This window comes from Streptomyces sp. HSG2 (assembly GCF_016598575.1).
Lineage (GTDB): Bacteria > Actinomycetota > Actinomycetes > Streptomycetales > Streptomycetaceae > Streptomyces.
In genome coordinates this window covers 4882157-4898300 of the sequence record NZ_CP066801.1, presented here as the reverse complement: position 1 = coordinate 4898300, position 16144 = coordinate 4882157, and the positions used below count along the sequence as shown (strand labels likewise).

The window sequence follows — 16144 nt, the reverse complement described above, 5'->3', positions numbered from 1 at the left end:
GCCTCGCGCGTCCGCCCGCGCGGGCGGATGCTGGGAGGCGGAACCGCCCCCGACCCAGGAGTGTCGCAGTGGTCCGCTACGTGTACGACTTCGCCGAGGGTGGCCGCGAACGGGCGGACCTGCTCGGGGGCAAGGGCGCGAACCTGGCCGAGATGACGCGGCTGGGTCTGCCGGTCCCGCCGGGCTTCACCGTGACCACCGACGCCTGCCGCGCCTGTCTCGCCTCCGGGACCGAACCCGAGGGGATGGCGGCGGAGGTCTCCGCACACCTGGCGGCACTGGAGGAGAGCGCGGGGCGGCGGCTGGGACAGCGTGAGGATCCGCTCCTGGTCTCGGTGCGCTCCGGGGCACGGTTCTCCATGCCCGGCATGATGGAGACCGTCCTGGACGTCGGTCTGAACGACGACGCGGTCCTCGGCCTGGCGAAGGCCTCCGGCAACGAGCGCTTCGCCTGGGACTCCTACCGTCGCCTCCTGGAGATGTTCGGCAGCACGGTCATGGGTGTGGACCCGGCGTCGTTCGAGCGGGTCCGCGGACGGCTAATGAGCATGCGAGGCGTCCCCGACGACACGCGTCTCGACGCCGTCGACCTCGCCCGGCTCGTCGCGGCGTACCAGGAACTGGTCCGGCACGAGACCGGGCAGGACTTCCCCCAGTCCCCCGCCGAGCAGCTACGCCGGTCGATCCTGGCCGTCTTCGGGTCGTGGAACGGCGAACGGGCGCGTCTCTACCGTCGGCGGGAACACATCCCGGACGACCTCGGCACCGCCGTCACCGTGCAGCGCATGGTCTTCGGCAACCTGGGAGGGGACTCCGGGAGCGGCGTGGCGTTCACCCGGGATCCGGCCACCGGACGTGCGGGCGCCTACGGCGACTACCTCCCCGACTCGCAGGGGGAGGACGTCGTCTCCGGAGTCCGCAACACGGTCCCGCTGGCCGAGTTGGAACGCCTGGACCCGGCCTCCCACGCACGGCTGCGGGAACATCTGCGGACACTGGAGCGGCACTACCGGGACCTGTGCGACGTCGAGTTCACCATCGAGCGCGGCACGCTGTGGATTCTGCAGACCCGGGTGGGCAAGCGCACCGCCGAGGCGGCCTTCGTCATCGCGACGTCCCTCGCCGACGAGGGGGTCGTCGGCGAGGACGAGGTCCTGGGACGCGTCGGCGGCGCCGGGCTGGCTCGGCTGATGTTCCCCGGGGTCGACCCGGCGACGGCCGGCCGGCCGCTGGCCCGGGGGGTGCCCGCCTCGCCGGGAGCCGCGGTTGGCGTCGCGGTGTTCGACTCCGCCGAGGCGGTGCGCCGGTCCGCCGCCGGCGAGTCGGTGGTCCTGGTGCGCCGTGAGACCACCCCTGACGACCTGCCCGGCATGGTCGCCGCCCAGGCTGTCCTGACCACCCGGGGCGGGAAGACCTCGCACGCGGCCGTCGTGGCACGGGGGATGGGGCGAGTCTGCGTCTGCGGGGCGGAGGAACTCCTGGTCGACCTCGATGCCAAGCGGCTGACCGCGCCCGACGGCACGATCCTGGACGAGGGGGCCGTCCTGTCCGTCGACGGCTCCGCGGGGGTGGTCTACGCCGGGGCGGTCGGGCTCATCGACTCGGCGGTCATGCGCCGTCTGGCGGGCCGGGACCCCCTTCCCCGTGGCGTGGCGCGGCCGGGCCCGGGCGCGACGGCCGAGGGCGTCGTGGGGGAAGGGGAGTCCTCCCCGGTGGCCTCGGCGGTGAGCCGGGTGCTGGCACGGGCCGACGAGGTGCGGCGCTTGCGCGTCAGGGCCAACGCCGACACGCCCGAGGACGCCGAACGCGCACGACGCTTCGGCGCCGAGGGAATCGGACTGTGCCGCACCGAGCACATGTTCCTCGGCGAGCGCCGCGAGCTGGTCGAGGAGATGATCCTGGCCCGCACCGAGCCGGAACGCCGTCGCGCGTTGGACGCCCTGCTGACTCCACAGCGCGAGGACTTCTCCGGCATCCTGCGGGCGATGGACGGCCTGCCGGTCACCGTGCGGCTGCTCGACCCCCCACTGCACGAGTTCCTGCCCGACCGGCTCGACCTCGCCACCCGGGTGGCCGCGGCCGAGGCCCGTGGAGAGGGATCCGACCCTCGGGACGCGGCACTCCTCGCCGCTCTGGGGCTCATGCACGAGGAGAACCCGATGCTGGGGCTGCGAGGCGTGCGGTTGGGGCTGGTGGTACCGGGACTGTTCGCCACCCAGGTACGCGCGTTGGCCTGGGCGGTGGTGGAGCGCGTGCGGGCGGGGGGCCGCCCGATCCCGGAGATCATGGTTCCGCTGGTGGGCGACGTGGTCGAGTTCCGGCTGGTCCGCGAGGAAGTGGAGCGGGTCTTGGCCGAGGTCTCCGAGGCGTCCGGCGTCCCGGTGAAATGCCCGGTGGGCACCATGATCGAACTGCCGCGGGCGGCGCTCACGGCGGGCAGGATCGCCGAGGCGGCGGACTTCTTCTCCCTGGGAACCAACGATCTGACGCAGACCACCTGGGGGTTCTCCCGGGACGACGTCGAGGCGGCCTTCTTCTCCGACTACCTCGACCGGGGCGTCTTCACGACCTCTCCGTTCGAGACGATCGATCGCGTGGGCGTGGGGCGGCTGATCACCCTCGCCGTCGGCGAGGGCAGGGCCGCCCGCCCCGGTCTGCCGATCGGCGTGTGCGGTGAACACGGCGGCGACCCCGACTCCGTGCACTTCTTCCACGCCGCCGGACTCGACTACGTCTCGTGCTCCCCGTTCCGGATCCCGGTGGCCCGGCTGGAGGCGGGCCGGGCGGCGGTGGGGGCGGCGGTCGACGAAGCGGGGCGCTGAGGCACCCTCACGGCGCGAGGACGCCGCGAGCACCCGTGCGCCGCGCCGGGGCCCATCGGCCGGCCGTCGGGTCCGTTGGACCCGTGGCATGGCCTGTGCCGCGCCGCCAGGCTGGGTTTCGCCCGGCACGCGGAACCGGAAGGCGGACGGCGCCCCGGTACCCGGGCCGCGCCACCCGACGCCGCGACGGTCGGGGAACGAGAGGAGACGCGGAGTTGAGGTCCACCACCACACTGGCGGCCGGGCTCGCGCCGGCCCACCGGGAAACCCTCATGGACGAAGCGCGGGAGGCGTTCTTCGACGCCGGGGCCCGCATGTTCGAGGAGGGCCGGGACGCGGACCGGTTCTGGATCGTGCGCACCGGCACCGTCACCCTGGATCTGTCCGTTCCCGCGCTGCGACCCGCGATGATCGATTCGTTGGGTCCGGGCGAGCTGGTCGGCTGGTCCTGGCACTACCCACCCCGCCGGTGGCACTTGGGCGCGGAGGCGATGAGCCCGGTACGCGCCTGGGAGTTCGACGCCGACGCCGTGCGGGGACGCTGTGCCGAGGACGCCGTCTTCGGGCGAGCCGTCGCCACCTGGGTCGGGAACGTGGTGGCCCACCGGTTGCACGCGGCCCGCGTCCGACTCCTGGACCTCTACGCGCCGCACGGCGGCGGGGCCCCGCGGTGAGCGCTCCCCCGCCCGTCCGCGGGCGCGGGGCGGCCCGGGCCGAGCCTGCGCGACCGCGCGGCCCGCGTACCGTCGGCGACGTCATGACCCGGGCCGTCGTGGCGGTGGGCCCCGACGCGCCCTTCAAGGGCATGGTCACGCTCATGCGGCACCGGAGAATCGGCGGCCTCCCGGTCGTCGAGGCCGAGGGACGTGTCGTCGGCGTGGTGTCGGAGGCGGACCTGCTGCCCAAGGAGGAGTTCCGGGACAGCGACCCTGACCGGCTGACCCAACTGCGCCGGATGTCGGACCTCGCCAAGGCCGGTGGGTTGACCGCGTCGGACGTCATGTCGGCGCCCGCTGTCACGGTGCGTCCCGACGCCTCGCTCGCCGCCGCCGCCGCGATCATGGCCCGACGCCGGATCCAACGGCTGCCCGTCGTCGGCGAGGGCGACCGGCTGGAGGGGGTGGTGAGCCGCTCCGACCTCCTCGGCGTCTTTCTGCGCTCCGACGAGGAGATCGCCGAAGAAGTCCGCGCGGAGATCATCCCCCGACTGTTTCCCGGCGCCGCCGAACACGTCCGGGTGCGGGTCCGCGAGGGCGAGGTGACCCTCGTCGGACGCGTGTCGGACACCTCCCTGATCCCGCCGGCGGCCCGCTTGGTCCGGGCCGTGGAGGGGGTCGTCGACGTGGAGTGCCACCTGTCCGCCCGGGCGGAGGGCGGACCCGGCTGGCCTTCGCCGTCCTCGCCCTGACGCCCGGCGCCCGGTGAGCCGCCCCGGTGTGCGAGGCGGCTATCTCATGGCGGCGCCTCCAGGAGCCCGAGGTGAGGGCCGCGGATCTCACGGCCCGCGACCAATTCGGGCTCGATGCGGACGAACACCTCGTCCGGCCACAGCACCCATGAACGCGGACCGTGGCGCGTCAACCGCGCGCGTTCCTCGGCATCGGTGACCACCGACGCCGACCCGGTGACGACGACGCTCCAACCGCTGTGCCGGACGGCGTCGATGTCGTCGACCTCGAAGGCGACCACGGCACCGTCCACGGCGCGGACCAGCTCCGAGGCCGCAGAGGTGCGCAACACCACGGCGCCGTCCCAATCCAGCGTGAAATTGACGGGCAGCACCGCCGGCAGGGCGTCGCGGGTGTGCACGATCCGCCCCAGCACCTGGCGCGAGAGCAGCCGCAGGCACTCCTGTCGCCGCAGCTCGCGAAAACCGTCGTCACGGTACGTCGTCCGGTCGTCCATCACCCGTTCCTCCGGTGCGGTGGGGCCGCTTCGCGCCTCGGCGCGCCCATGCGCGCCCCGCACGAGCCGCCACCGGAACCGCGGCGACCGGAACCGTCGACACGGCCCGGCGGCCGGCGCCTTGCCGTCCAGCATGTCCGGGGGCGGAGCGCTCCCGCTTGGGCCGGTCGACCCCGATGGCGGTGGCGGACCGGCCCCCCGGCCGGGCCGGTCCGCCACCGCTCGGGACGAAGAGCCCGGGCGGCGGGGACCGTTCGCCCCTGGCCGGAAGGGGGCTCGGGAGGGTCGACTGGTGATGGGTCGGCGTCCCCTGGCGTTGGCGGTCGGCCTCGGGAGGAGGAGGTGGCCATGCGCACGCCGGGCGACGACGAGGATGGAAGGGACGCTTGGTCCGACGGGGTTCCGTCGTTCGCCCCCGGGCCCCCGGCGTCGAACCGGGACGGCCGACTCGGATGGCCTCCGGGTGACGAGGTGCGCGTACCGGTCGGCCGGTTCGGCCTTACGGGGTGGCTCTCGCTCCCCTCGGCGGCACGCACCGTGGTGACCGTCACGGGCGAGGGAGCGGGAGGTCGACGCGGCCCGCTCGGCCGGGCCGTCGCTTCCCGCCTGCACCTCTGCGGACTCGGCACGCTGACCCTCGATCTCCCGGTCGATTCCGACCCTGTCGAACACCGCGGCGCCGACGTGGGCGGACTGGCGGCCCGCGTCCGGGCCGTGAGCCACTGGCTCGGACAGGAGACCGGCCGTTCCGTCGGCGGGGTGGGGATCGGCCCGCTCGTGCCCGCGATGCTGAGAGCGGCGGCGGACGAGTCCGTGACCGCGCTCGCCTGTGTGGGAGGTCGGCCGGAGTTGGCCGGCCCGGCCGCGTTGACCAGGGTCGCCACACCGGCGCTCTTCGTCGTGGGCGGTCTGGATTCCCGGGGCCCGGGGCTCGGCCGCCTCGTCTCCGGCTGGATGCGGTGCCCCCGCCGGGTCGCGGTGGTGCCCGGCGCCACGGTCGATCTGTCGCGCGGTGGCGTGCCGGCGGACGTGGCCGGCCTGGTGGGCGACTGGTTCTCCGAGGGCGCCCGGAACGCTCCCCGGCCGGCCGGGGACGCCGGTCTCTCGGCGGCCCGGCCGGACTGACCCGGTCCCCCGCTCTCCCTACGCGGTCGCCCGCGCTCAGGAATGGGCGACGACGGCCACGGGCGCGGTGGCGTGGTGCAGGACGGCGTGGGTCACGGCGCCGATATGCGCGCCGAGCGGGTTGCGGCGCACGCGTCGACCGACGACCACGAGGGAGGCCTCGTGCGCGGTGTCGATGAGGTGGCGGGCCGGGCTGCCGGTGCGGGGGACCTCGACGACCTCGACGTCCGGGTACTTCAGCCGCCACGGTCCGAGCATCCCGGTGAGTTCGGCGGCCTGCTGCCGGGCGATCTCGGTCTCCGGGACGATCTCGGGCATCGGCGTGTAGGGGTAGACCGGGTAGGAACCGGGCAGCCGCCGACCACTGACGACGTGCAGCGCCGTCCGGCGTCGCCGGGCCTCCTCGAAGGCGAAGGCGACGACGGCGTCCGCGGGACGGGAGATGTCCAGGCCGAGGACCACCGGCCGGAACGCGGTGTCGGCCGACGGAATGCCCGTCGGGTCCATGACGTGTTCGTCGGTGGCCTTCTCTCCCGCCCGGACCAGGATCACGGGCACCTCGGTGCGGGCCACCACCGCCTGGCCGACGGACCCGACCAGATAGCCGCCGAGGCCGCTCAGCGCACGCGAGCCGAGGACCAGGAGTTCCGCGTCCCGGGCCTCCTCGACCAGCTTGTCCCTGGCGGACCCGGAGACCTGGGCCTCGATCACCTCGACCTCGGGATGGCGTGCCCGCAGCCCCTCGGCGGTCTCCCGGGGGACGCGCTCGGCCCAGTGCCGGTGAGTCTCGTCACCGACGATGTGGGCCTCGGCGAGAGGTTCGGGCACCGGCTCCCACACGTGCAGGAGGCGCACGGGCAGTCCGCGCAGGGGCGCCTCTCGGGCGGCCCACTCGGCGGCGGCCCGGCTCTCGGACGAGCCGTCGAGGCCGACGGTGATGGTACGGGGCATGTCGTCCACCTCCTGTGGGGTCACTGATTCGATCTTCGCTCATAGGGCGACCGACCGCAGGGGGCCGCTCGGCCCCCCGCCGCGCCGGTCGGCCCGGGGAGACGTCCTCGGGAGGAGCACGTCACCGGGTGTCACGCGGCCCGGGTTGCCACCGGGGCGTGTCGACGGGCGCGACGTGTTCTTCGCGGGGCGCTCCGGAGGGTCGGGTACCCTCGGCGCGTCCCACCGGGGCCCACCACACCAGCCGGGTCCCGCCGGTCTCGGGGCGCTGGAGGTCCATGTCGCCGCCGAGGCGATGCGCGCGTTCGGCCATGTTGCGCAGACCGCTTCGCCGTCCCCGCGCGGGGACGCCCACGCCGTCGTCGGCGACGGTGAGCCGCACTTCCTTGCCGTCGGTCTCCAGGACCACCTCGGCACGGTCGGCGTGGGCGTGCCGGGCGATGTTGGTGAGGGCCTCGGAGAGTACGGCCATGACGTGGTCGGCCGTCTCTCTGGGCACGTGGGTGTCGAGCAACCCCTCCATGCGCACGCCCGGGGCGAAGCCCAGGACGGGGGCGGCCTCGCCGACCGCCCGCACGGCGCGGGAGCGCAGGCCCGGGGCCGCCTCGTCGTCGCGGGAGCGCAGACCGAAGATCGTGGATCGGATGATCTTGATGGTCTCGTCGAGGTCTCCCACGGCACGGAGCACCCTGGCCTTGGCCCGCTCGTCGTCGATGAGACGCCCGGCACTCTGCAGGGTCATCCCGGTGGCGAACAGCCGTTGGATCGCCAGGTCGTGGAGGTCCCGGGCGATCCGGTCCCGGTCCTCCAAGAGGGTGATCTGCTCGGCGGCCTGCCGCCTCTCGGCGAGTTCCAGCGCCACGGCCGCCTGTGCCGCGAACACCTGGAGGGACTCGATCTCCCGGTCGGTGAACTCGCTGCTCCCGGCCTCCCGGACCAGCAGGACCACGCCGCGAACCCGGTCGCCGGTGCCGATGGGGACGGCCACGGCCGGGCCGAGTCCGTCGAACCGGGGACGGCCCGGCCGGACCCACTCGTCGTGGGAGACGTCGGCGCTGCTCGTGGGCTCGCCTAGAGCGAAGGCCTGTCCGACGAGGCTGCCCTCTACGGGCAGGACCATGCCGCGCAGCCCGTCCGCCTCCTGTCCGATGGCCAGCTCCACCGCGAGCGTGTCGGTGCCCCGGACCGGCATCGCGACCACTCCCAGCGCGGCGGCGGTGATCTCCCTGGCCCGCTCGGCGATCAGGCGCAGCACGTCGCCCTGCTCCGCGCCGGACATCAGGGTGTGCGTGATCTCCGCGTTGACCTGGAGCCACCGCTCCCTGAGCCGGGACTCCTCGTACAGCCGAGCGTTGTCGATCGCCACGCCCGCGGCCACGGCCAGGGTGGCCAGGACGGACTCGTCGTCCTCGTCGAACTGGTGCCCACCGCGCTTCTCGGTCAGGTACAGGTTCCCGAAGACCTGGTCCCTCACCCGGATGGGGACGCCGAGAAAGGTGTTCATCGGGGGATGGTGGGCGGGGAAGCCGTACGAGGCCGGGTGCTCGGAGATCTTCGCGAGCCTCAGCGGCTCCGGGTGGCGGATCAACTCGCCGAGGATGCCGTGTCCCTCCGGGTAGTGACCGATCCGAGCGATCCGTTCCGCGTCCACGCCGACGGTGTGGAACGCCGACAGCCATCTGCCGTCCGGCCCGATCACGCCCAGGGCCGCGTACTCCGCGTCGACCAGTGAGGCCGCGGCCTCCACCACGCTGTGGAGCGCCTGCTCGAGGTCGAGCTCACGACCGACCGAGAGCACCGCCTCCAAGAGGCTGTGCACCCGGTCCCGGGTGCCCCGGGCGGCGTCCAGCCGGGCCTGCACCTCCTCCAGGAGCTCGTCCAGCCGCAACTGCGGCAGCCGTACGCGTGCTTCCCCGGCGCCTTCGGAGCTTGCCACCGCTGATCCTTCCCTGCCCACGGACGGTCCACGGCCGTGCTCTCGAACGCCACCGTATCGGCTGACGGGGCGCCGAGGCACCACAGGGCGCCAAGACGTCGGCGGGGGTCGGTGGGACGGCTCGGTGGCCGGTCCCGGTGCCGCCGGTGGGGCGTACGGCGAGGATCCCCGTCAACTCCTGGAGGTTCGCGCGCGGTCCTGGGCCTGTGTGGCGATGACGGCGGCCTGGATACGCCGTTCGACGCCGAGCTTGGCGAGAAGGCGGGAGATGTGGTTCTTGACCGTCTTCTCCGCGAGGTACAGTCGCCGACCTATCTGACGGTTGGTGAGCCCTTCGCCGATCAGGGCCAGGATCTCCCGCTCCCGTTGGGTCAGGCCGGGCAGCGGGTCGGGTTCGGCCTCCGGTTCGCCGCCCCGTAGTCGCGCCATCAGCTTGGCGGTGGCGCTCGGGTCCAGCAGCGACTGGCCCCGCGCCACCAACCGCACGGCGGAGACGAGATCGGACCCCTCTATCTGCTTCAGGACGTAGCCGGAGGCACCGGCCATGATCGAGTCCAACAGCGCCTCCTCGTCGTCGAACGAGGTGAGCATCAGGCAGGCCAGATCGGGCAGGCGCGAGCGAAGCTCCCGACACACGGTGACCCCGTCGCCGTCCGGCAGCCGCACGTCCAGGACCGCGACGTCCGGACGGAGGGCGGGCACCCGCGCCAGGGCCTGCTCGACGGTCGCGGCCTCGCCGACGACGGTGAGGTCCGGTTCGTCGTCCAGCAGGTCGTGGACCCCGCGCCGGACGACCGCGTGGTCGTCCAGCAGGAAGACCCTGATCTCCTTGTCCGGTGCGGGGTGTGGGCTGTCCGCCATCGATCGCTCCTCGGGAATGTGGCCACTCTCGCTGCCAGTGTCCCCCCGCCCAGGACCTTTGGCCAGGGCCGGCCGGCCCTGCTCGAACCGGCCGGCCGGGACGGTTTCGCTGGTCAGCGGCCACGCAGCGCCGCGCGGGACCCGGCGAGGTCGGCGGGCCGCGGCCGGTTGTGCGGCAGCCGCGCGAGCACCGCCGCCATGCCGCAGGTGTCGGTCACCGCCGAGAACACCAGGCCGCCCGCCACCAGCGCCGAGAGGATCAGGGCCGCCGGGTGCGCCAGCACTGCGAGCAGCAGCCCCAGCAGCACCAGGGCGCCCGCGGCGAGGCGCACCTGGCGCTCCATGCCCCAGGTCCGCCGCGGTGCGCCCGACGCCCGGTGGACCTCGTGCCCCTCGGCGATCCAGGCACCGGTCCCGCCGGTCAGGGTGGCGGCCTCGACGCCCTGGTCGGCGAGGAGCCGGCAGGCCGTCAGCGAGCGGGCGCCGGAGGCGCAGACGAGCAGGAGATCCCCTCGGGCCGATGCCTCGCGCAGCTCGGGCAGCATGTGCGGGATCCGGTCCAACGGTACGTTCAGGGCGCCGGGCAGGTGTCCGACCGCGTGTTCGCCCGGGGTGCGGACGTCGACGACGGTGAGTTCGTGGAGGCGAGCGCGCGCCTCGGCGATGCCGAGGGCCGTGGGTGTGGTCATGGGGTGTGGTCCTTGGTTTCTCGACGGTGCCCCCGACCGGGGGCTATAGTACCCCTGGGGGTATTCGTGAGGAGTGTGCGGTGGAGCTGGATCTGGCGGGTGCCGAGTTGAAGTCCGTCCTCAACCGCCTGCGCCGGGCGCAGGGCCAGATCTCCGGAGTGATCCGGATGATCGAGGAGGGTCGGGACTGCGAGGAGGTCGTCACTCAACTCGCGGCGGCGTCGCGGGCCCTGGACCGGGCCGGTTTCGCGATCATCGCGACCGGGCTCCAGCAGTGCCTGACCGACATCGAGCAGGGGCGTCGCTCGGACGAGGACCCCGAGGAGATGCGCGGCCGGCTGGAGAAGCTCTTCCTCTCCCTCGCCTGAGCGGCGCACGGCCCCTTCCCCGGCCGGGCGCCTCGGCCTTCGCCGCGTTCTCACACGACCACGTCGATCAGCATGACGACCGACACGACCAGCAGGACGCCGGCGAAGATCCGTCGCAACACGTCTCCCGAGACCCTGGTGGCGAGCCGTCTGCCGTCCCAGGCCCCGAGGATCGCGGCGCCCGCGAACGGCCCGATCAGCTCCCAGCGCGGGTCCCCTCCGGTTCCGGCTCGGGCCGCCAGCGCGATCAGCGAGTTCACGGCGATGACCAGCAGGCTGGTGGCCACCGCCCGGCGCATCCGCAGCCCCACCACGCTCACCAGCGCGGGGACCGCGAGGAAGCCGCCCCCGACGCCGAGGAACCCCGTCACCGCGCCCAGTCCCGCGCCGACCCCGGCGGCCGCCACGGGCCGCACCCGTTCGCGCGGCTCCACGACCCGGGGTCTCAGCATGCTCCAGGCGGCGAGGGCCGCGACAACGGCGAAGGCCCCGGTGAGCACCCCCGCCGGCAGCCGGCCCGCGGCGGCACCCGCGAACGCCGCGGGGACGACGCCCGCCACCGCGAACAGCCCTCCGGTCCGCCAGGCCACGTTGCCGTCGCGGGCGTGCGCGCACAGGGCGGTGACGGAGGTGGCCGACACGATGATCAGGGAGGCGGTGGTGGCGGCCACCGGAGTGAACCCCAGGAGGTAGATCAGGGCGGGCACGGTCAAGACGCTGCCGCCGCCGCCGAGGGCCCCGAGGAAGAGACCGACGACCCCGCCGGCGACGAGGGCGAGCACGAGCGTGGTCATCCGGGGCGGCCGCCCTCTCCGTGCTCGCCGGCGCGCCACGCGAGGCCGGGCGGGCACGCGCGGAACGGAGGATCGGAGGGCGTCAGCGCGGGCGGACCGGCGGCCGGCGCGTTCACCGGGAGATCACCGGGAGGCCGGCCGCCGCGGCGGCGGCGAAGTCGTCGTCGACGGCCACGACTGCTCGCCCCTCGGCGTCCAGCATGGAGGCGGCGATGGCCGCGCGCGCGCCGCCCGCGCAGTGCGTCCAGATCGTGCCGTCGGGGACCTCGGCCACGCGGCGATGCACCTCGTGGAGTGGGATGTGGATCGACCCCTCGATCCAACCGCCCCGACGCTCGGAGTCCCGACGCACGTCCAGGATCACGCGGGGACCCGCCGCCTCCGACGCCGCCAGTGCGGCGAAGGTCGAGCGGGGGAACGAGGCCGGCGTGTCGCCCTCGCGCAGCCAGCGGTCCGGACCGCCGGTGGCCGCCGACGCCGGGCGGTCGATACCCACCCGGGCCAGCTCCCGCTGTGCGCTCGCGAGTTGCCCGGGGGACTCCGCGAGGAGGGTGACGGGCTTGCCCCACGGAATCGACCAGGCCAGATGGGTGGCGAGCTTTCCGTCCGCCTCGAAGTTGAAGGAGCCCGACACGTGCCCCCGGGCGAACGCGACACGGTTCCTGAGATCCACCACCCACTCGCCGGCCGCGAGCCGCGCGGCGATCTCCGCGGCGTCCGCCGCGGCGGGTGGCGTCAGGTCGATGGGCGCGGGGCCGGCGGCGTTGGCGGGGCCCATGTGCGTGTAGTAGGCGGGCACGTCGTCCAGTCCGGCCAACAGGCCGGCGACGAAGGTCTCCACGTCCTGGGTGAACGCGCTGTTGACCGCCTTCTCCCTGCCGATCGTGGTGGTGTCGCCCTCCGCCTGCGCGGAGGAGCAGAAGCTGCCGAAGCCGTGGGTGGGCAGGACGGCCGTCTCGTCCGGGAGCGCTGCGGCCAGGCGGCGGGCGGAGGCGTACTGGGCCCTGGCAAGCGGCCCCGTCAGTCGAGGCTCCACCAGGTCCGGGCGCCCGACGCTGCCGATCAGCAGCGATCCCCCGGTGAAGGCCGCCACCGCCCGTTCCCGCTCGCGCAGCACATAGGAGGTGTGGTGCGGGGTGTGCCCCGGGGTCGCCAGCGCCTCCAGGGAGACACCCTCGTCGATCTCCTCCACGTCGCCGTCCGCCACCGGGACCCGGGTGAAGGCGACCCTGGCGCCGGCCGGCACCAGGTAGGACGCGCCAGTGACCCGCGCCAGCTCCAGCCCGCCGGAGACGTAGTCGTTGTGCAGGTGGGTCTCCACGACGTGGGAGATCCGCACGCCGCGTCGGGCCGCCGCGGCGATCACCAGGTCGACGTCCCGGGGCGGATCGACCGCCGCGGCGGTCCGTGCGCCGCCGGCCAGATAGGCGCGGTTGCCCAGACCTTCGAGCTCGATGGTGTCGACGAAGAACACGCGAGCACTCCTCTCACGGGAAACAATTACCCCCCGGGGTATGCCGTCGACCTTATCATTACCCCCGGGGGTATTCGGTACACGGCGCCTTCCGGCCGGATTCGCCCCCGTACGGCCCCCGACCGAACGGCGGAGCGCCAGGTGATCCGGTGCGCCCCCGGCCCTGATGATGGCGCCATGGACGTCACCGAGGTTCTCCTGCCAGGCGTAGGGCTCCGCTACGAGTTCGTCAACCGCGACGGCGACCGGATCGGCTTGGTGGCGCTGCGCACGGGCGACTTCGAACTACTGGTCTACGCCACGACGGACCCGGACGCCGCCCGCTTCGCCCTCCGTCTCACCGAGGAGGAGGCCGAGACCCTGGCCGAGATCCTGGGCGCACCCCGGATCGCCGAGCGCTTCGCCGACCTCACCCGGGAGGTCCCCGGACTGGGTGCCGGGCAGGTGGAGGTGCGCGCCGGCGGCCCCTTCGCCGGGCACCCCCTCGGGGAGACCCGGGCGCGTACCCTGACCGGCGCCTCGATCGTGGCGGTGGTGCGGGGCGAGCGGGTGATCCCGTCACCCGGCCCGGAACAGGTACTGCGCTCCGGGGACGTCCTGGTGGCCATCGGGACACGCCAGGGCCTCACCGCGCTGGAACAGCTCATCCAGGGCTGAGACCCGGTGCACATCTCGGTCGCCCTCATGCTGGAGCTCGGCGTGATCCTCGCCGCGCTCAGTGTGCTCGGGGCGCTGGCCCGCCGCGTCGCGCTGTCCCCCGTCCCGCTCTACCTCCTCGCGGGGTTGGCCCTCGGCGAGGGGGGCGTCGCACCCGTCGCGGCGGCCGGCCCCTTCGTCGAGACGGGGGCCGGCATCGGCGTCGTCCTGCTCCTTCTCGTCCTCGGTCTGGACTTCAGCGTCCCGGAGTTCACCGCCGGGATGCGCCACCACCTGCCGTCCGCAGTGGTCGACCTCGTGTCGAACGCGGTGCCCGGGGCCCTGGCGGGCCTGTTGCTCGGCCTCGACTTCGCCGGCGTCCTGGCCCTGGCCGGCGTCACCTACATCTCCTCGTCCGGGATCGTCGCCCGGCTTCTCGCCGATCTGGGCCGACTGGGCAACCGGGAGACCCCCGCCGTTCTGTCGGTCCTGGTGTTGGAGGACTTCGCCATGGCGGCCTACCTGCCGCTCCTGGCGGTCGTTGCCACCGGCGGCACCTGGCCGCAGGCCCTGATCGGCGTCCTGCTCGCCCTGGGATCCCTGGTCACGGCGTTCACGGTGTCCTACCGATGGGGGCACCGGCTGGGACGGCTGCTCGCCCATCCCGAGTCCGAGCAGCTGTTGTTGCGGGTCCTGGGCGTGACGCTGATCGTCGCGGCACTGGCGGAGGCGGCCCACATCTCCGCCGCCGTCGGCGCCTTCCTGGTCGGCCTCTCGCTCACCGGTGACGCGGCCGAACGCACCCGTCGGGTCCTGGGTCCCCTGCGGGACCTGTTCGCCGCCGTCTTCTTCCTCGCGATCGGACTGTCGGTCCGGCCGGACGCCCTGCCGCCGGTCCTGCCGGCGGCGCTCGCACTGGCGGCGGTGACGGCGCTGACGAAAGTGGCCTCGGGCTGGTACGCGGCCCGGCGGGAAGGCGCCCGCCGGGCGGGCCGGCTCCGGGCCGGCTCGGCGCTGATCGCGCGCGGGGAGTTCTCCGTCGTCGTGGTCGGACTCCTGGGCACCGGGCACCAGGCCCTCGGCGCCCTGGTCGCGGCCTACGTGCTGATCCTGGCGGTGGCCGGGCCGGTGATCACACGCTTCGTCGGCGCCGGCCCGACCGCGGTCTCCCGTGCGGCCCCCTGACCGCCGGCCCCGTCCGCCCCGGGCACTCGAAGATGCGCGGGGGCGCCCGCTCGCCGACCCTGGATAGCGAGGTGGGAACGCGATCCCGTCGGCGCCAAGGCGCGGCCGACGGCCCCCCGGCCCCACCGGACCCGCGGAGAAGGGACGGACATGTCGAGCGCACCGGTCATGCGGTTGCCCGTGATCAGCGAATGCTCGGCGGAGAGCTGCGCGTACAACCGCGGCCGCTCCTGCCGCGCCGCCGCGATCACGGTGGGCGACATCCACGGCGCCATCTGCGACACCTACCTCAGCTCGGACACCAAGGGCGGGGAGGCTCCCGACACGGGCCGGGTGGGAGCCTGCAAGATGGCCGACTGCCGGCACAACCGCGAGCTGGAGTGCCACGCACCGGCCGTCACCGTCGGATACCGGCGGGACGAGATCGACTGCCTCACCTACGCGCCCGACTGAGACCGGCCGGACTCCCGGGCACCACGCCCGGCGCGGCACCGGTCGGGAAACGGGTCACCGGGTGAAACGCGCCGACCACAGCGGCTCCACCCGGTCCCACTCGGACGCCCACCGGGCGTAGCGCCGTCGGTCCACGGCCACCCGCACGCCCGCGCGCAGCCCGCTCGCGGTGACCGCCACGGCCAGGGCCGTCAGCCCGCCGGTGAACCAGCCGGCGGTGCGCGCCTCCGCGGCGGACATCGGCGGACCGGTCACCGCTCCTTCCCGATCGACCCACACGCGCTCCTCGGCGCCCTTGGCGGTGCCGGACTGGACCATCGCGGTCGCCGTCCGGATCTCTCCCCGGTCGTCCGTCCAGCGGACCTCGGCCGGGTACTCCGCTCCCCGGCTGTCACCCGGGACACGCTCCGTCACCCGCGCGGTCACGGCCTCCCGCTCGGCCGACTGCGACCGCACCGTGCTCATGGAGGAGTCGTAGGACGCCTGCCCGGCGGTGATGGCGGCGACCGGAAGGCCGACGACGAACAGGACGTACAGCGCACGGCGGAACCAGTCCTCGAAACGGTCGCACCCCCGTCTGAGCGGGTTCGGTCCGCCCGAACCACCCGGGGGCCGAGGCCCGGTCGGATGCGAGGGATGCGATGCGCCCATGGCTCGGCCTCCAGCTCGTCGCCGGTCCGCTGTCACCGGCCGCCCCGGGCCGGTCGCCGAACGGCTTCGACGCCCCCGCACGCCGTCGGCCGGCCTTCCTCGGGCGACCTCCCCGGTCCGGCTGCCTCCCTTCCAGCTTCTTACGCGACCGGGGTGACCGCCACACAGAACCGCGTCGGACATCGGACGGCGTCACAGTCCGGACATGACCGACTCGACACCACCGCAACCTCAAATCGACCTCAAATCCGGGCGCGCGGACTGCCGCCGGCGGTACCGCGTGTGCTTAGGTTC

General features: G+C 74.0%; 16 protein-coding genes. 8 read left to right on the top strand and 8 right to left on the bottom strand.

Annotated elements, in window-relative coordinates:
* Positions 1 to 68: 68 nt before the first annotated feature.
* The 3 genes from ppdK (at position 69) to JEK78_RS21345 (ending at position 4230) form a co-directional block, all read left to right on the top strand.
* Positions 69 to 2822 carry a pyruvate, phosphate dikinase gene (ppdK, locus tag JEK78_RS21355; RefSeq protein ID WP_200261792.1) on the top strand — a complete coding sequence of 918 codons (2754 nt, stop codon included), beginning with the start codon at positions 69 to 71 and terminating at the stop codon, positions 2820 to 2822.
* Positions 2823 to 3037: 215 nt separating this feature from the next.
* Complete coding sequence (locus tag JEK78_RS21350) at positions 3038 to 3496, top strand: cyclic nucleotide-binding domain-containing protein (RefSeq protein WP_242483163.1); 459 nt, start codon at positions 3038 to 3040, stop codon at positions 3494 to 3496.
* 83 nt (positions 3497 to 3579) lie between these two features.
* Positions 3580 to 4230, top strand: a complete 651-nt coding sequence (locus JEK78_RS21345) for a CBS domain-containing protein (protein ID WP_200261791.1) — start codon at positions 3580 to 3582, stop codon at positions 4228 to 4230.
* Between the two features lie 44 nt (positions 4231 to 4274).
* Here JEK78_RS21345 and JEK78_RS21340 read toward each other — a convergent pair whose 3' ends face one another.
* On the bottom strand, positions 4275 to 4727 hold the full coding sequence (locus JEK78_RS21340; protein WP_200261790.1) for a pyridoxamine 5'-phosphate oxidase family protein: 453 nt from the start codon (positions 4725 to 4727) through the stop codon (positions 4275 to 4277).
* A 348-nt stretch (positions 4728 to 5075) separates the two neighbouring features.
* On the opposite strand from JEK78_RS21340, the gene JEK78_RS21335 reads away from it, so the two are divergent.
* The gene (locus tag JEK78_RS21335) at positions 5076 to 5852 is read left to right on the top strand and encodes an alpha/beta hydrolase (protein ID WP_200261789.1); all 777 of its coding nucleotides are present in this window, start codon (positions 5076 to 5078) and stop codon (positions 5850 to 5852) included.
* Positions 5853 to 5888: 36 nt separating this feature from the next.
* On the opposite strand, the gene JEK78_RS21330 is transcribed toward JEK78_RS21335, so the two are convergent.
* The 4 genes from JEK78_RS21330 to JEK78_RS21315 form a co-directional block, all read right to left on the bottom strand.
* Positions 5889 to 6803 (bottom strand): universal stress protein, encoded by a 915-nt coding sequence (locus JEK78_RS21330; RefSeq protein WP_200261788.1) that lies wholly within the window; start codon positions 6801 to 6803, stop codon positions 5889 to 5891.
* Between the two features lie 121 nt (positions 6804 to 6924).
* The gene (locus JEK78_RS21325; protein WP_200261787.1) at positions 6925 to 8739 is read right to left on the bottom strand and encodes a GAF domain-containing protein; all 1815 of its coding nucleotides are present in this window, start codon (positions 8737 to 8739) and stop codon (positions 6925 to 6927) included.
* A 171-nt stretch (positions 8740 to 8910) separates the two neighbouring features.
* Positions 8911 to 9600: a response regulator transcription factor gene (locus JEK78_RS21320; RefSeq protein WP_200261786.1), complete on the bottom strand. Its 690-nt coding sequence runs from the start codon at positions 9598 to 9600 to the stop codon at positions 8911 to 8913.
* Between the two features lie 113 nt (positions 9601 to 9713).
* Complete coding sequence (locus JEK78_RS21315) at positions 9714 to 10289, bottom strand: rhodanese-like domain-containing protein (protein ID WP_200261785.1); 576 nt, start codon at positions 10287 to 10289, stop codon at positions 9714 to 9716.
* A gap of 80 nt (positions 10290 to 10369) precedes the next feature.
* Here JEK78_RS21315 and JEK78_RS21310 point away from each other — a divergent pair, with 80 nt between their 5' ends.
* A complete protein-coding gene (locus JEK78_RS21310; RefSeq protein ID WP_200261784.1) occupies positions 10370 to 10657 on the top strand; it encodes a metal-sensitive transcriptional regulator in 288 nt (95 codons plus the stop codon).
* Positions 10658 to 10707: 50 nt separating this feature from the next.
* Here JEK78_RS21310 and JEK78_RS21305 read toward each other — a convergent pair whose 3' ends face one another.
* A complete protein-coding gene (locus JEK78_RS21305; protein WP_200261783.1) occupies positions 10708 to 11451 on the bottom strand; it encodes a sulfite exporter TauE/SafE family protein in 744 nt (247 codons plus the stop codon).
* A gap of 112 nt (positions 11452 to 11563) precedes the next feature.
* Positions 11564 to 12925 carry an MBL fold metallo-hydrolase gene (locus JEK78_RS21300; protein WP_200261782.1) on the bottom strand — a complete coding sequence of 454 codons (1362 nt, stop codon included), beginning with the start codon at positions 12923 to 12925 and terminating at the stop codon, positions 11564 to 11566.
* A gap of 177 nt (positions 12926 to 13102) precedes the next feature.
* Between JEK78_RS21300 and JEK78_RS21295 the strand changes: the two genes are divergently transcribed.
* From JEK78_RS21295 to JEK78_RS21285, 3 genes are all read left to right on the top strand, one after another.
* Positions 13103 to 13582 carry a cation:proton antiporter regulatory subunit gene (locus tag JEK78_RS21295; protein ID WP_200261781.1) on the top strand — a complete coding sequence of 160 codons (480 nt, stop codon included), beginning with the start codon at positions 13103 to 13105 and terminating at the stop codon, positions 13580 to 13582.
* A gap of 6 nt (positions 13583 to 13588) precedes the next feature.
* Positions 13589 to 14746, top strand: a complete 1158-nt coding sequence (locus JEK78_RS21290; protein ID WP_200261780.1) for a cation:proton antiporter — start codon at positions 13589 to 13591, stop codon at positions 14744 to 14746.
* A 150-nt stretch (positions 14747 to 14896) separates the two neighbouring features.
* Positions 14897 to 15199 (top strand): DUF1540 domain-containing protein, encoded by a 303-nt coding sequence (locus JEK78_RS21285; protein ID WP_242483162.1) that lies wholly within the window; start codon positions 14897 to 14899, stop codon positions 15197 to 15199.
* 54 nt (positions 15200 to 15253) lie between these two features.
* On the opposite strand, the gene JEK78_RS21280 is transcribed toward JEK78_RS21285, so the two are convergent.
* Positions 15254 to 15850 (bottom strand): hypothetical protein, encoded by a 597-nt coding sequence (locus JEK78_RS21280; protein WP_200261779.1) that lies wholly within the window; start codon positions 15848 to 15850, stop codon positions 15254 to 15256.
* Positions 15851 to 16144 lie beyond the last annotated feature (294 nt).

What these genes read in the sequence shown, in the direction of transcription:
- JEK78_RS21345 (WP_200261791.1), top strand. Translation starts at nt 3,580, where the DNA reads ATGACCCGGGCCGTCGTGGCGGTGGGCCCCGACGCGCCCTTCAAGGGC.
- JEK78_RS21340 (WP_200261790.1), bottom strand. Translation starts at nt 4,727, where the DNA reads ATGGACGACCGGACGACGTACCGTGACGACGGTTTTCGCGAGCTGCGG.
- JEK78_RS21335 (WP_200261789.1), top strand. Translation starts at nt 5,076, where the DNA reads ATGCGCACGCCGGGCGACGACGAGGATGGAAGGGACGCTTGGTCCGAC.
- JEK78_RS21330 (WP_200261788.1), bottom strand. Translation starts at nt 6,803, where the DNA reads ATGCCCCGTACCATCACCGTCGGCCTCGACGGCTCGTCCGAGAGCCGG.
- JEK78_RS21320 (WP_200261786.1), bottom strand. Translation starts at nt 9,600, where the DNA reads ATGGCGGACAGCCCACACCCCGCACCGGACAAGGAGATCAGGGTCTTC.
- JEK78_RS21315 (WP_200261785.1), bottom strand. Translation starts at nt 10,289, where the DNA reads ATGACCACACCCACGGCCCTCGGCATCGCCGAGGCGCGCGCTCGCCTC.
- JEK78_RS21305 (WP_200261783.1), bottom strand. Translation starts at nt 11,451, where the DNA reads ATGACCACGCTCGTGCTCGCCCTCGTCGCCGGCGGGGTCGTCGGTCTC.
- JEK78_RS21295 (WP_200261781.1), top strand. Translation starts at nt 13,103, where the DNA reads ATGGACGTCACCGAGGTTCTCCTGCCAGGCGTAGGGCTCCGCTACGAG.
- JEK78_RS21285 (WP_242483162.1), top strand. Translation starts at nt 14,897, where the DNA reads ATGTCGAGCGCACCGGTCATGCGGTTGCCCGTGATCAGCGAATGCTCG.
- JEK78_RS21280 (WP_200261779.1), bottom strand. Translation starts at nt 15,850, where the DNA reads ATGGGCGCATCGCATCCCTCGCATCCGACCGGGCCTCGGCCCCCGGGT.